General features: G+C 47.3%; 13 protein-coding genes. 12 read left to right on the top strand and 1 reads right to left on the bottom strand.

The window, feature by feature from the left end:
• The first annotated feature begins 47 nt into the window (after window positions 1–47).
• The 4 genes from AC2TF6_RS24710 (at window position 48) to AC2TF6_RS24695 (ending at window position 3,785) form a co-directional block, all read left to right on the top strand.
• Entirely contained in the window at window positions 48–1,025 is a 978-nt protein-coding gene (locus tag AC2TF6_RS24710; RefSeq protein ID WP_491308931.1) for a carbohydrate ABC transporter permease, read from the top strand.
• Complete coding sequence (locus AC2TF6_RS24705; protein WP_491308930.1) at window positions 1,025–1,846, top strand: carbohydrate ABC transporter permease; 822 nt, start codon at window positions 1,025–1,027, stop codon at window positions 1,844–1,846. Before AC2TF6_RS24710 ends, AC2TF6_RS24705 begins: the two co-directional genes overlap by 1 nt.
• Window positions 1,847–2,107: 261 nt before the next feature.
• On the top strand, window positions 2,108–3,067 hold the full coding sequence (locus AC2TF6_RS24700) for an LCP family protein (RefSeq protein ID WP_491308929.1): 960 nt from the start codon (window positions 2,108–2,110) through the stop codon (window positions 3,065–3,067).
• Between the two features lie 199 nt (window positions 3,068–3,266).
• A complete protein-coding gene (locus AC2TF6_RS24695; RefSeq protein ID WP_009672121.1) occupies window positions 3,267–3,785 on the top strand; it encodes a tyrosine-type recombinase/integrase in 519 nt (172 codons plus the stop codon).
• 368 nt (window positions 3,786–4,153) lie between these two features.
• Here AC2TF6_RS24695 and AC2TF6_RS24690 read toward each other — a convergent pair whose 3' ends face one another.
• Window positions 4,154–4,528: a helix-turn-helix domain-containing protein gene (locus tag AC2TF6_RS24690; RefSeq protein WP_009672225.1), complete on the bottom strand. Its 375-nt coding sequence runs from the start codon at window positions 4,526–4,528 to the stop codon at window positions 4,154–4,156.
• Between the two features lie 475 nt (window positions 4,529–5,003).
• Between AC2TF6_RS24690 and AC2TF6_RS24685 the strand changes: the two genes are divergently transcribed.
• The 8 genes from AC2TF6_RS24685 to AC2TF6_RS24650 all read left to right on the top strand — a co-directional run bounded on the left by AC2TF6_RS24685 (window position 5,004) and on the right by AC2TF6_RS24650 (window position 13,794).
• Window positions 5,004–5,795: a tyrosine-protein phosphatase gene (locus tag AC2TF6_RS24685; RefSeq protein WP_491308928.1), complete on the top strand. Its 792-nt coding sequence runs from the start codon at window positions 5,004–5,006 to the stop codon at window positions 5,793–5,795.
• 264 nt (window positions 5,796–6,059) lie between these two features.
• Entirely contained in the window at window positions 6,060–7,184 is a 1,125-nt protein-coding gene (locus AC2TF6_RS24680; RefSeq protein ID WP_491308927.1) for a nucleotidyltransferase family protein, read from the top strand.
• Window positions 7,185–7,196: 12 nt separating this feature from the next.
• Window positions 7,197–7,514 carry a PqqD family protein gene (locus tag AC2TF6_RS24675; protein ID WP_491308926.1) on the top strand — a complete coding sequence of 106 codons (318 nt, stop codon included), beginning with the start codon at window positions 7,197–7,199 and terminating at the stop codon, window positions 7,512–7,514.
• A 134-nt stretch (window positions 7,515–7,648) separates the two neighbouring features.
• Window positions 7,649–8,407, top strand: coding sequence for a YveK family protein (locus tag AC2TF6_RS24670; protein WP_491308925.1), 759 nt, complete (start codon window positions 7,649–7,651; stop codon window positions 8,405–8,407).
• A complete protein-coding gene (locus AC2TF6_RS24665; RefSeq protein WP_491308924.1) occupies window positions 8,388–9,074 on the top strand; it encodes a CpsD/CapB family tyrosine-protein kinase in 687 nt (228 codons plus the stop codon). Before AC2TF6_RS24670 ends, AC2TF6_RS24665 begins: the two co-directional genes overlap by 20 nt.
• Window positions 9,075–9,422: 348 nt before the next feature.
• Window positions 9,423–11,291, top strand: a complete 1,869-nt coding sequence (locus tag AC2TF6_RS24660; protein ID WP_491308923.1) for a polysaccharide biosynthesis protein — start codon at window positions 9,423–9,425, stop codon at window positions 11,289–11,291.
• Window positions 11,288–12,604, top strand: a complete 1,317-nt coding sequence (locus AC2TF6_RS24655; RefSeq protein ID WP_491308922.1) for a flippase — start codon at window positions 11,288–11,290, stop codon at window positions 12,602–12,604. The genes AC2TF6_RS24660 and AC2TF6_RS24655 overlap by 4 nt, the downstream gene beginning before the upstream one ends.
• 17 nt (window positions 12,605–12,621) lie before the next feature.
• Entirely contained in the window at window positions 12,622–13,794 is a 1,173-nt protein-coding gene (locus AC2TF6_RS24650) for a glycosyltransferase family protein (protein WP_491308921.1), read from the top strand.
• Window positions 13,795–13,804: the final 10 nt, after the last annotated feature.

Below are 13,804 nucleotides of genomic sequence, written 5' to 3'. Positions count from 1 at the left end.
GGTGGGCGACCATCTGACCTTCTTTTTCCGGAAGGGGGCTGGAGGCTGTGCAAACGGAATCGGCGGTGCGTGTGCCCGCAGAGACAGAGCGGGGTGTGAAGCCCCGGCGCAAGCGGAAAGGCGGCAGGTGGGTGCCGTTTCTTATGGTGCTGCCGTCTTTTGCCGCTATCCTGGTGTTCGTCTACGGCTTTATCGCCTGGACGGGATACGTATCTTTGTCCAATTGGAATACACTGGTGAAGGATTTATCCTTCGCGGGTTTAAGCAACTTCAAATTTCTGTTCGGCGATTTCCGTTTTCAGTCGGATCTCCGCAACACGCTGATGTTTACCGCCTTGTTTATCGCGGCCACGATGGTGATCGGGATTTTCCTGGCGATGATGGTGGACGCGAAAATTAAAGCGGAGGCTCTGTTCCGCAACATTTTTATTTTCCCGATGGCGCTCTCGTTTGTGGTAACCGGAGTCGTCTGGCAGTGGATTCTCAATCCGTCGACGGGGGTGAACCTCATCCTGAAGTCTTTCGGAGTGACGGCCCCCCCGAAGTGGTACACAAGCACGGAAATCGTGCCGAGCATCGCTTGGGGACTGATCGACTTCGGCCTGCCGCTGGCCCTGATTGCCGTTGTCATTGCCGCGGTATGGCAAATGTCCGGCTTTACGATGGCGATGTATCTCGCCGGGCTGCGCGCGATTCCGGACGAGCTGCGGGAAGCGGCGCGGATGGACGGGGCTGCGGAGCGGCAGGTGTTCACGAGAATCATTTTGCCGCAGCTGCGGCCCGTTACGGTGAGCGTCGTGATCATTCTCGGGCACATTTCACTCAAGATCTTCGATCTCATTTTCGCGATGACCGGCCCTGGGGCGATGTTCCTGACTGACGTGCCGGGTGTCTACATGTTTGAGACGACCTTCCGCGGCAATCATTACGCGCAGGGGGCTGCCATCGCCATTATCATGCTCCTGTTCGTATCGCTGCTGATCGTTCCGTATCTTTTCTCAAGTCTGAAAAAGGAGGAAGGCTGATGCGTCTCGCGCAGATCAACCGTTCGCTGCTCTATATGCTGCTCGCCGTCATGGCCTGCCTTTACCTGGTGCCGATCTACGTGCTCGGGGTGACCAGCTTCAAAGGCTTGAACGAGATTACGCTCGATCAGATGTGGAGGCTCCCGTCTCATCCGGATTTCTCGGGTTATAAGACCGCTTTCGACAAGCTTGCGCCGAATTTCCTGAACAGCCTGTATCTTGCCGTACCGGCGACACTGCTGTCCGCTCTGCTCGGATCGCTTAACGGCTACGTGCTGTCCAAGTGGCAGTTCCGCGGATCGAACACCCTGTTTGCCCTGATGCTGTTCGGCATGTTTATCCCGTACCAGAGCATTCTCATTCCGCTCATTCAGTTCCTGCAGACGATTCACCTATACAATTCGATTCCCGGCCTTATCCTTGTCCATGTCGTGTACGGTCTGCCTATCTGCACCCTGATCTTCCGCAATTTCTACGCGGGCGTGCCGGACGAAATCATGGAAGCGGCGAAGATCGACGGCACCGGCTTCTTCGGGGTGTACCGCTATATTATTATGCCGCTGTCCATTACCGGCTTCGTAGTCGTCGGCATCTGGCAGTTCACGAACATCTGGAACGAGTTCCTGTTCGCGGTGACACTGACTTCCCAGAAGCAGCAGCCCGTCATGGTCGCTCTGCAAAATTTGTCGGGAAGCCAGATCGTGCAGTGGAACGTGCAGATGGCCGGAGCCATTTTGGCGGCCCTTCCGACTTTGCTCGTCTATATTTTCCTCGGCAAATATTTTGTCCGCGGCCTGCTTGCGGGCTCTATTAAAGGCTGAGCGCGAGACCGCTTGGCGGCAGCAAAAGTCTGCGTCCTTTCCTTAGAAGGATGCGGGCTTTTTGTGTATCCGCCGAGGAAGGGGGACGAGACCGGACGCCGGGCAGGCGAACAGGCAGAGAGGAAGCCGGAGGCATGGGACAGTTTTCCCTTGAACCTTAAGTCCTAAATTTTAGGAAATATCGGAACCTCAGGCAGTTGTTTTCCAAAAGGTTTGATGATACAATTTGTATCGTATGACAAGAGTGAGGGAGGACCTTTCTTGAAGAAAAAAACCAAATGGAAAATCGCTGCGCTCAGTGTTCTCGTAATCGGGGTTTCGGCCAGCGGCTGGGCTTACTGGAGCTTGGACCCGTCCAGGCATTTCGAGAATCAGGATATCCCCGTATTGGCACAGCCGCAAACTGCCGAAGGGGCAACACCCGGACCGGTTCAGGAACCGCCCAAACCGGACATGAAGTCGTTTAACATCCTGATTCTCGGTGTCGATTCACGAAGCGGGGAGCCTTCCCGCAGCGACGTCATGATGGCGGTTCATGTCGTACCGACCGAGCGCAAAGTCAATATCTTGTCCCTGCCCCGGGATACGCGCGTGCCCGTTAAGGGAGTCGGTTTGACGAAGCTGAATCATGCGCACATCGTGGGGGAGTCGAAGGGAGGCAACCAGCAGGGAACGCTTACGGCCACGCAGACGGTCAGCGATTTTCTCGGCGTGCCGATCAATTATTATGCCAAAACGAATTTCGAAGGATTCAAGCGTATTGTCGACAAAGTCGGAGGCGTAGACCTTACGCTGGAGAAAGACCTGCATCTGAAATGGCAGAAAACGACGATTCCGAAAGGGCAGCAGCATTTCGACGGAGATACGGCCCTGAAAGTCGTACGGGAACGCTACGGAGCGGAAGGAGGAGAATTCGGACGGCAGGAAGAGCAGTCCAAAGTTCTTCGTTCCATTGCCATCGAACTGTTAAAGCCGGATAAAATCCCGCAGCTGGCGACGCTCCTGCCTTCCTTGCGCAAGGACATTCTCGATACGAATTTCTCGGATTCCGATCTGATCAGCCTCGCCTGGCTTTTCAAAGGGGTCGGTCAGGACAACTTCCGTTACACTCAGCTTCCGGGGCACAGCGGACGTGATGAAGACCCGCTTGTCGGCTCCAATTTGTACTACTGGATTCCCGATTCCGAGGCCGTCAAAAAAATAAAAGAAGATTTATTTTAGATATTATGATACAATTCGTATCAAAATGAAGTCTTTAGACCTAGATACAAAGATTCATTCCCGCAGGCGGACATGAGGATTAAGTAATGATAAAAGATCGCCAAAGGGACTAGGCATACGAAATGTGGTGTGCTATAATGCCCTTGATACAAAATGTATCATACCATGGGTTAACTAATTTAATGGAGGGATTTCTTACATGCAAGTGGCCCAACCTATCCGTGACCCCGAAAAAATTACAGAACTTCAGGACGTCCTGAAGAATCATTCCATGCGGGACTGGCTTCTTTTTACGATCGGCATTAATTCGGGTCTGCATCTCAACGATATCTTGAGACTCCGAGTGAAAGACGTGAAAGACCGCAATGAAATCAGCATCACCGAGGAGAAAACCGGCAAGAGCAAATCGTTCTGGATCGATGACGCCTTGAAGTCCTACATCGGCGAGTATGTGCAGTATATGGACGACGAGGACTATATGTTTCCCTCGCAAAAGACGGGCAAACCGATCAAACGCATCCGCGTCTACCGGATATTGAACGAAGCCGCCAAACGGGTGGGATTGCAGGACATCGGCACGCATACGCTGCGAAAGACATTCGGGTACCATTATTATCAGCGAACGAAGAATATTTCCGTCCTTCGCGACTTGTTTAACCATTCGGCTCCTTCCGTAACTTTTAAATACATCGGCATCGATAAAAGAAACAGCGGTTGAGCGTTTACTTTTCATTACTCCGGAGGCTCCGAAAAGAGCCGGAAAGACCTGCGACAGCAGATAATCCGATAATGTATGCGGTTTCATAAAAGATCCCGGCTAAACAAAGAATCGACACCCGGGATGGAGGAGTCGAAAGGTTTGAAAAGGATACAAAATGTGCTTGACACAGATACAAGATGTATCATAAATTAAATTCATGAACTAAACGCTTCGGTATGATTACCATTTCGGAACCGGTGAGGGTGCCATAAAAATGACGGATGAAATTGTTATCGATCTGCATAAACTAGTGGACCAGCTGAACTTGAACCCGGCTATACTAAGCTCGTTTCAGACGAGAGGTCCGGGAGACGGAACCGATCCGCCTACTCCGACATCGAACGTTCCGCCCTCACGAAAGCGATAAAACGCTTGGCTTCTTCGGCAGTCAACTTGCGGCCGTCAATGGACAGTGCGAATTTCTCCAGAATCTTATCGTCGGAAAGCTCCAGGCTGTTCACGAAATCTCTTACATCTTCGTCGAGCACCGCATGCGGGTTGGTCGTTCTTCCGAGCAGATAGTCGGCGGACACTTTGAAGAAGGTCGCGATTTTGTTCATCGTTTCGAAATCCGGCTCGCGCCGGCTCGTCTCGTAATGCGATAATGCTGCGCGTGATATGCCGAGTTTGTTGGCCAGCTCTTCTTGAGTCAAAGCATGCTTTTCTCGCAGTTGAGCAATGCGATCCCCATGTTTATTCATCTTAGAATTCCTCTCATTCCACTAGAAAGTAATAACCAGTATAACCACGTCGGCCAATCGTTTAAACCGGTATCACCTAACAACCGCTCGCTTGAATTGGGCTCAATGGGTTACCCGTCAGAGATTACATTGAAAGGTCGATATACTGAAATTATAAATTTTTTGATACAAAATGCAACTATTTGTCGATAAAATGTTTCTCCACAGGCCGTAATAAACCCTTTTTTTATCCCGTTTTTACCTTAATTTAAAGAACTTTATACATTATATTCGGTGGTTACCCACTTATGTAATGTTTGGGATTGTATCATAATTTGAGATGGAAAGCATACGCTAACTATCATCCTATCGTCCCAAGCCCGGGTTACTTCTGCCCACTCATGAAAAAATGAAGGCAGACTTTCATGAAAATTTCATGAAAATCACGCAAAATTTAACCGGTCCAGACCGGAATCCGGATGAAGGAGGCGGCCCTATGTATACGGATCTGCACTGCCACATCCTTCCGGGGCTGGACGACGGCGCTCCGGATCTGGAGGCCGCGCTGACAATGGCGGAGCACGCCGCGGCGTCGGGCATCAGCCGTGTCGTGGCAACGCCTCATCACGGCGGCGTCTACGACAACGAAGCCCCGGCCGTGCGGGAGGCCGTGGAGCTCCTGCAGCAGGCGCTGGACCGCCGGGGCATCGCCCTGACCGTCCTGCCCGGACACGAGATCCGCGTCTACGACCGGCTTCTCGATGACCTGCTGGACGGCCGGCTCTGCACCCTCGGCGGTTCCCGCTATCTGCTGCTGGAGCTCCCCGGCGGCCGCGTGCCGGGCGGCTTCGCCGAGCTGCTCCACGAGCTGGGAGTGCGCGGAATCGTCCCGATTCTCGCGCACCCCGAGCGGAGCGGCGAGATCCAGCGCCGGCCGGAGCTGCTGCGCGAGTGGCTGGACGGCGGCCTGCTGCTCCAGGTGACGGCGGGAGCCCTCACCGGGGAGTACGGCCGCCGGATGCAGGCATTCGCGCTGAGCCTGTGCCGCGCTAATGCGGTCCATTTCCTGGCCTCCGACGCACACGACGTCGTCGTCAGGAAATGGCACCTCGCGGACGCCTACGCGCTCGCAGCCCGGAAGGTGGGGCCGGAACAGGTCGCGGCCTACCGGGCTAACGCGGACTATGTCGCGCGTGACGAAGTCATTGTGCCGGCTGTTCCGGCCCGTAACATGTCGCTATCTCGGGCCCTGTGGCCCTGGCCCTTCAATATTCGAGTTAAAGGGTAGGGATTGGTCATTTTTCGCTTGACAAGATACATATCGTATCATAAAGTTAGTATTGTAGATACGAATTGTATCGGTTTGGTGTGAAACGGATACTCGTTGTAGCAGAGTCCCTTTCATAAATAATTATCCGCAAGGAGTGAAGCTAGTGAAGAAGGCGTATATCGCACCGACTGTTTTAAAACACCAGCAGATCGTTTTCGAGACCAAGCCGTCCAAGCCGCATCCGTGCGATAACGGCGGTCACACAGGCAGTCCGAATTGTAAATGACACAGCCCCTCATCCGATTTATGAACGACCTGTATGTGGTTCACGGTGCATTCTCCTTCACTGAGGAAGAATACGGACAGATCGCCGAAGACTTGGACTTATTCTCCATCACGGCCCAGGTGTACCACATGCTGAAAGAGAAAGGGAGACTGGGTGAGCTCCCCCTCTTTCTCCAGGATCATCTGAAGCGCAAGGCGGAAGCGACTCTGTTCCAGAACTTGCTTCTCAAGACAGAGACAGATCGGCTGCTCCGGTTGTTTGAGGAAGCGGAGCTTCAGGTCCTGCTTATGAAAGGCGTCTATTTCAGCGAGCAGTATTACGGCGGGTTCGGAGTAAGAGGAACGACGGACATTGACGTTCTTATCCGACCGGAGAACCTTTCCGCAGCGGCTGCCATTGTCGAGACCTTGGGATTTGAACGGTTTGATGGATCGGATGCGAGCCATCACGTTGTATACACGAGAGAAGGAGCCGCCGGCCGGCTTCCCATTACGGTTGAAATTCACTGGGGACTGGTGGAGTTTCGTACAGCCGACATTGATTACGACTCATTTTGGAGTCAGTCCCTTCCTTTGCAGAACTATGTGCATATCCGGAGGATGAACGATTCGGATACATTTTACAGTATATGTTTACACGGTTCTCAACACAGGATGAATTCCATACGCTATTTCTTGGACGTTGTTCATTTGCTGCAGAATGCAGATGTTGAATCTGTCAGGAAAGGAGTGGTCCAACGGGCTGCTCGGGAATATACCGTGAAAAGAATGAAAACGGTGCTGGCGGCCGTTGATTATCTCTTCCCGGGTCTTCCGGTTATTGTGCCGGCCAGACCATCTGTCCCGCCATTCTGGTCCTACTCACTTATTCGCAACGTGCAGCAGGGTCATAAAGGATCTAGGAATGCCCTTTACATCCTGCTTTACCACCTGACACAAGTATATGACAGGCCCGTACATACGGGTGCCTGGTTCTGCAATTTTCTTTTCCCCTATGTGCACCCCGCTTTGCTTGGATTGGAAGGAGTGAGGAGCACCTCACGCTGGAAGCATCTTAAATCCGTTTATGCTGAAAGGTGGAAACGCTTGTCTCGTCAAGTCAAAATGAAAAAATATGTTTAGGAGATTCGCTGGATGGAAAATAAATTCAAGCGCCATCAAGATACGGAAGTCATGCTTCTTGACGGGGAATACGTGATTATGCAAATGAACAGGCAAAGCATCACGAAAGTCAACGAAGTAGGCGGTATGATTTGGTCCCTGCTCTCCGAGGCCAGAACCGTGCATGAACTTGTGTTATGTTTACAGGATCACTATGAGACGACTTACCAGACGGCCGAGAATGACATTCATTTGTTTTTACAGCAGCTTGAAGAATACGACTTGGTTGAGATTATGGAGGCGGTAGAAAAAGAATCTGCCCCGTTCCCGTATCGTTCGGCGGTTACGTAAACTAAAAACAGGCTGCTCTCGGTAGAAACCGTCTTTCTACGTTTAGTGTGATACAATACGTATCAATTATTGAATGAAAATGATACAAAATGGTAAGAGTAAGGCATTTCACTCCACTGGAGGTTAGAACCATTATGGAACTCGACTTGAAAGAGTACCTGCACATTATTCGAAAACGGATTTGGCTGATTGCAACTATCGTTGTCCTTTCTTGTCTTGTGACGGGGTTAATCAGTTATTTCTATATAAAACCGCAGTATGCGGCCAGTACAAAATTGATTGTAAATTCCTCGTATCAGGCGGAGGGAATTTCCAGAATCGATTATAGCGAAGTCAGCGCGAGCATCATGCTGGTGAATACCTACAAAGAGATTATACGGACGCCGGCCATCTTGGATAAAGTGGCGACCCAACTGCCGGAACTTCAGCTGACAGCGGATGAGATTATTTCGATGGTAAAAGTCAGCGCCGTTAATGAAACGCAGGTTTTGACCATCACAGTCACCGACTATAGTCACGATACGGCCGTAAAACTGGTGAATGCGATATCCAATGTCTTCAAAACGGATATCCCCCAAATTATGAAGGTAGACAACGTAACTCTGCTAAATCAGGCGAAACAGGAAGAAGCTCCTTTTCCGGTTAAACCGAACCCCAAAATGAATATCATCATCGCCTTCATTTTATCGGCGCTAATCGGAGTCGGTCTGGCGTTTCTGCTGGAGTATCTGGACGACACGCTCAAGTCGGAAAAAGAGATTGAACAGTATCTCGGACTCCCCACATTAGCGGTAATCAGCCGGATTAAGGCTTCGGATGCACCGAGTAATGTCCCTTCCAAACCGGAACAGAAAGTTGTAGGTGAATCGGTTTATGCCGGCGTTAACCAATAACCGCTTAATTACACATGTCAATCCTAAGTCGAATATTGCCGAAGCTTATCGCACTTTGCGAACGAACATTCAATTCTCCTCCATTGATCAGGAAATTCGGAGTGTTCTCATCACCTCCGCACAACCCGAAGAAGGGAAGTCGACAACGGCGGCCAATCTTGCCGTGGCTTACGCCCAGGAGAACAAGAAAGTCCTGCTGATTGATGCGGATTTAAGAAAACCGACTCTGCACAAGGTATTTAATGTCTCTAACCGTTCCGGACTTACCCATGTACTCGTAAACCAGGATCGATTTGAGGATGCTTTAACCGATCCGGGAATTCCTAACCTGACTCTCCTTCCATCGGGACCGATTCCGCCGAATCCCGCTGAATTGCTTGGCTCTAACCGCATGCTTACTCTGCTTGAAGAAGTCGGCGATTGGTATGACATGGTCATTATTGACTCGCCACCGCTGCTTGCTGTAACGGACTCGCAAATCTTGGCGGCCAAAGCGGACGGAGTCGTTCTTGTGCTCAATCACGGCAAGGTCAAACGCGACCGGGCTCAGAAAGCTCTATCGCAACTTCAATACGTAAAAGCGCGCGTTCTCGGTGTTGTGCTTAACAACAAAGCTTACTCCAAAAAAGAGTCTTCTTATTACTACTATTACGGCGAAAAAGCTTAAAGAAGCGGTCTGTTGTTCGGCTCAGGTTATGTCTACTGTACCTTTATCACTGTAGGCACTCGGTCATGCTGTGGGTGCGAAATGCGCCTTAGACGTTAATCGTCGAAGGGATGATGTGAGGAGGGGTTCGATGCCCCGGTTTTCTATTAAAAGCCCGAGCTATGTTGTTTTGATTCAAAACAATATAGCTCGTTCTTTTATCAGATTATGAAGCAGATGGAGGAAAGCAAATGAAGAACGCCGTTCGAGAACAATCAAAAGCCTAGAAATCCTGTTGACCGAGCAGCTTGCGAGGTTTTGATCGGTTGTGTTCAATAAAAGTTTGCTGGAGAAAGCGGAGGGTACCTAATGGTTTTAAAAAAACGGAAACTGATACTCGTTGCAATGGATATGATCAGTGTGGCGTCAACTATTTATTGTTCTTATCTCATACGTTTTGATGGGAATATACCGGATTTGTATAAAAACCAGATTGGGATTTATATTGTTACATCGCTTCTTGTTTTTGCGGCCAGTTTTCACCTTTTTAAGTTGTATAACCGGATTTGGCAGTATGCAAGCGTGGGAGAGTTGTACTCGCTTATCAGGGCTTCCTTAGTTGGAGGTGCCGTTTCTTACCTTTTCGTTTACTGGGTAACAGGAAAAACTATACCGATGTCGGTGTTTATTGGGGCGCTCCAATCTAATTTGTTTCTGACCGGCGGGGTAAGATTCGCCTGGAGAGTATTTACAGATCATTATCAACGCAAGAAGGAAAATCAGAATAAAGCTTTAATTATCGGAGCGGGTGATTGCGGAAGTATTATTGCCAAGGAGTTAAAACAAAATCAGGCATCCATTATGGCTCCCGTGGCATTTATAGATGATGATCCACGGAAGCAGAAATCACAAATCTACGGAATCCCCGTTATAGGTAATCGGGAATCCATTATGGATACCGTAAACAAATATGAAATTCATGACATTATTATTGCCATTCCTTCAGCGTCGAAAAAAGAGTTATCCGCTATCATCGAAATCTGCAAGGCAACGAAAGCCAATTTAAAAATCATCCCGATTTTGAATGATCTCATAAGCGGTAAAGTAAGCATTAAAGAAATCAGAGATGTAGAAGTTGAAGATCTGCTGGGAAGAGAGCCCATAAAAACAGATTTGAAAGGAATCGCTAATTACGTGGAACAAAAAACCGTTCTCATAACAGGTGCGGGTGGCTCCATCGGGTCTGAGCTCTGCAGACAAATTGCACCCTTTCATCCCTCCAGGTTGCTGCTATTGGGTCACGGGGAAAATAGTATCTACACGATTGAGATGGAATTGAGAACGAAGTTTCCGGAACTTCCGATCGAAACTCTGATTGCCGATGTCCAGGATCGGGAACGGATAGAGTTGATTTTTCAACGATACAGTCCGCAGGTTGTTTTTCATGCGGCAGCTCATAAACATGTTCCTTTGATGGAACGGAATCCTTCCGAGGCCATTAAAAATAATGTATTCGGAACTAAGAATGTTGCGGAATGCGCGGACCGATACGGCGCAGAGAGATTTGTTCTTATTTCTACAGATAAGGCGGTAAATCCGACCAGCGTAATGGGAACAACCAAAAGGATTGCGGAAATGCTCGTTCAAAGCTTGAACACAAATAGCAGTACTCTTTTTGCTGCGGTTCGATTTGGTAATGTACTTGGCAGTCGCGGGAGCGTCATCCCCAGATTTAAGCAGCAAATTAAAAATGGGGGGCCTGTTACCGTTACTCACCCGGAAATGATCCGCTATTTTATGACCATTCCTGAAGCCGTACAGTTGGTCATTCAAGCCGGTGCGTTGGCAAAGGGAGGAGAGGTTTTTATTCTTGACATGGGGGCTCCGGTTAAAATTTACGATCTCGCAAGAGATCTGATTCGTCTTTCCGGTTTCGAACCTGAGATAGATATAAGAATAGAGTATTCAGGAATCAGACCGGGGGAAAAATTGTTCGAAGAGCTGCTGACGGATGAGGAAGGGATTAGTTCCACTAAGCATAACCGAATTTTTATTGGGAAACCCTCCAGTTTGCAGCGTTCATTACTTGAGTTTGAGATTAAAAAGCTGGAAGCGGTGCTGAGGGAAGAACCGGGAGTGATTTGCGGAGTTCTTCAAGATATTGTGCCGACATTTAGAAGCGAGCAGGTAAGCGTGGAAGAAAAAACAGAGCAAGAGAAAGAGCTATCGCTTGTTTGACTAAACAGGAGTGGAATATCTATATGGGGCTACTAAAAAAATTAAAAAATCGGTTGCTGTCAAGCAAGGTCGGAATCAATACCATTTGGATGTTTATAGCAATAGGAGGCAGAACATTATTTCAGGCCTTGTACATTATACTTCTAGCGAAGTTGCTGGGGCCTCAAGATTTCGGTTCTTTTATGGCGATTATCGCTTTGTTTACCATGATCATCCCATTTATAGATATAGGCGAGAGCAATGTGTTAATTATGAAAGTAGCACGAAAACCGGAGGAATTCTCCAAGTATTTCGGCAGTACCTTGTTTTTTTTGCTTACGGGCAGCCTTATCTTAGGGAGCTTATCTGTCATAATTAGCTCCTATTTATATCAAACTACCTTGCTTGTCATAGTCCTTTTGACATTGGGTGAATTAATAGTTGGTAAATTCATAGAGATACTCGGAAAATGCTTCCAGGCTTTTGAAAAATTGAGCTTTACAGCATTTTTAAATGTGCTGGTAAGTTTTCTGAAAGTTCTTTCGATCTTATTTATTTTAACCATTAATGGGCGAGTTACTTTGGAAATATTCTCTTGGTATTACGTATCTACTAATTTAGTCGTAGCTATTGTAGGCTATTTTCTCGTGTTGAAAAAACTGGGGAACCCTAAATTTAATCTCGTTCATTTAAAAGAGGACATAAAAGATGGATTGCATTTTGCAGTAGGAACAACGTCTAAAACTATTTATAGCGAATTGGATAAAGTCATGCTAAATGGCTTTGTTAGCGCTGAAATAACGGGGATTTACTCGGCAGCTTCAAAGATTATTAACCTGACATTTACGCCGATTCAAGCTCTTTTGACGGCAACCTATGCAAAGTTTTTCAGATATGGTTCCAAAGACATTGCAAATACATATCAATTTGGCAAAAGGATCACAAAAATCACTGCTCTGTATGGGCTAATCGTGGCAGTGTTAATTTGGATGTGCGCTCCTCTGGTTCCATTAGTTCTGGGCCAAGGATACGCAAGTACGGTGGAAGTCTTGTACTACTTGTCTTTAATCCCGCTCCTCCAGTCCATATACTATCCGCTAAGCGATGTTCTTACGGGCGCAGGATACCAGTCTTACCGAAGTTATATCCAAGTGGCCGCGGTCATTTTCAATGTCATATTGAATGTAATCCTCATCCCTTTGCTCTCTTGGAAAGGCGCCGCACTTTCAGCTATCATTTCACAGGTATTTATTTGCTTGAGTATCGCGGTTTTTTTATTCCTTCTATCCAAGCGTTCTAAAGCAAAACAATTATCCAATGTGGAAATCAATTGATTTTAGGGGCTAATTAGATGAAAACAAATTATTCGATTTGGATGCTTGTCGGCCAAGATATTGGAAGCGGTTCTGGATATTCAAGGCGTGTTTTGTTTGAATTGGAATTACTTTCACAGAGGTATGGAAAAATTGTTTTGATCTACCCAGAAAGCACAATATTACCGGATGAGTTTAACGGGCTATGTATCGGGAAGAAAATTCCTTTTAAAAGACCGGCTTTGCGAAATAGGTTTGTGATCGAGCAGCATTTGTTTAATCTGATGGAAGATATGGGTAAACCCAAAGTTGTCTATGGTCAAAATTTAGTATCTGCGTATCTTCTTTCATCCTTTTCGCAAAAAACTAATATTCCATTATTTTTTGATTATCATGGTGTTGTTCCCATCGAGGCAAGAGAGGCAAGTAAAAATATAAGAGGATTAATAAAAGAGCGTATTTACAAGCACATTGAAAAAGTGACGGTTAACCGAACCTCAACCCTGGTCACAGTATCTGAAAATTTTAAAGAAGCATTAAAGCATAAGAAGGAAACAATTGTGCTTCCTATGTTACCTTCAAATTTGTTTTTAAAAAAGGAAGTAAGTTTGAACCAAAAATCAAAAAAAGATTTGAGAATTGAAGATGATTCCGTCGTATTTTGTTACTTAGGGCAAGCTCAGCATTATCAGATGCCGGAAGCGACGATACGACTATACGCAGATATTGAGAATGTATTAGTGAAGAGCCATTTAATTGTGCTCTCCAAGGACGTAGACTTGTTTAAGGAGTATGCCGAGAAATATAAGCTGAGGAATTGGACTGTTTTAAGAGTTCCTCACAATGAAGTGCCTGATTATCTAAAAATTTGTGATTATGGTTTCGTACTCAGAGGGCCTTCCCAAATAAATAAAGTAGCTTCACCGACTAAGGTACTTGAGTATGTTTCTCAAGGAGTTATACCGATTTTCACTGAAAATGTTGGAGATTATTCGAAGGTACTATCTCAACAAAAACTGGGGATAGTTATCCCCTATGCAAATTTGGGTATTGAAAGTCCATTGTCGGTTGAAGAAATACGAGAATTATTCAGTAATAGAAACGGCTTAACGAAACAAGAATTTGAACAAAGATCGTTAGATTTTATTCAGAAATACAAGGAAAGACATATCGAAGGTTATTTGAATTCATTCCATGTTTGTCTGAGCTAAGAATAAAATT

This window comes from Paenibacillus sp. JNUCC 35 (assembly GCF_058269095.1).
The sequence above is the reverse complement of the archived record's forward strand: the minus strand, read 5'-3'. Positions and strand labels throughout refer to the sequence as shown.

Bases quoted from the DNA above. Each gene is read 5' to 3' on its own strand.
- AC2TF6_RS24680 (WP_491308927.1), top strand. From the start codon at position 6,060: ATGACACAGCCCCTCATCCGATTTATGAACGACCTGTATGTGGTTCAC.
- AC2TF6_RS24685 (WP_491308928.1), top strand. From the start codon at position 5,004: ATGTATACGGATCTGCACTGCCACATCCTTCCGGGGCTGGACGACGGC.
- AC2TF6_RS24650 (WP_491308921.1), top strand. From the start codon at position 12,622: ATGAAAACAAATTATTCGATTTGGATGCTTGTCGGCCAAGATATTGGA.
- AC2TF6_RS24690 (WP_009672225.1), bottom strand. From the start codon at position 4,528: ATGAATAAACATGGGGATCGCATTGCTCAACTGCGAGAAAAGCATGCT.
- AC2TF6_RS24695 (WP_009672121.1), top strand. From the start codon at position 3,267: ATGCAAGTGGCCCAACCTATCCGTGACCCCGAAAAAATTACAGAACTT.
- AC2TF6_RS24665 (WP_491308924.1), top strand. From the start codon at position 8,388: ATGCCGGCGTTAACCAATAACCGCTTAATTACACATGTCAATCCTAAG.
- AC2TF6_RS24660 (WP_491308923.1), top strand. From the start codon at position 9,423: ATGGTTTTAAAAAAACGGAAACTGATACTCGTTGCAATGGATATGATC.
- AC2TF6_RS24670 (WP_491308925.1), top strand. From the start codon at position 7,649: ATGGAACTCGACTTGAAAGAGTACCTGCACATTATTCGAAAACGGATT.
- AC2TF6_RS24705 (WP_491308930.1), top strand. From the start codon at position 1,025: ATGCGTCTCGCGCAGATCAACCGTTCGCTGCTCTATATGCTGCTCGCC.
- AC2TF6_RS24675 (WP_491308926.1), top strand. From the start codon at position 7,197: ATGGAAAATAAATTCAAGCGCCATCAAGATACGGAAGTCATGCTTCTT.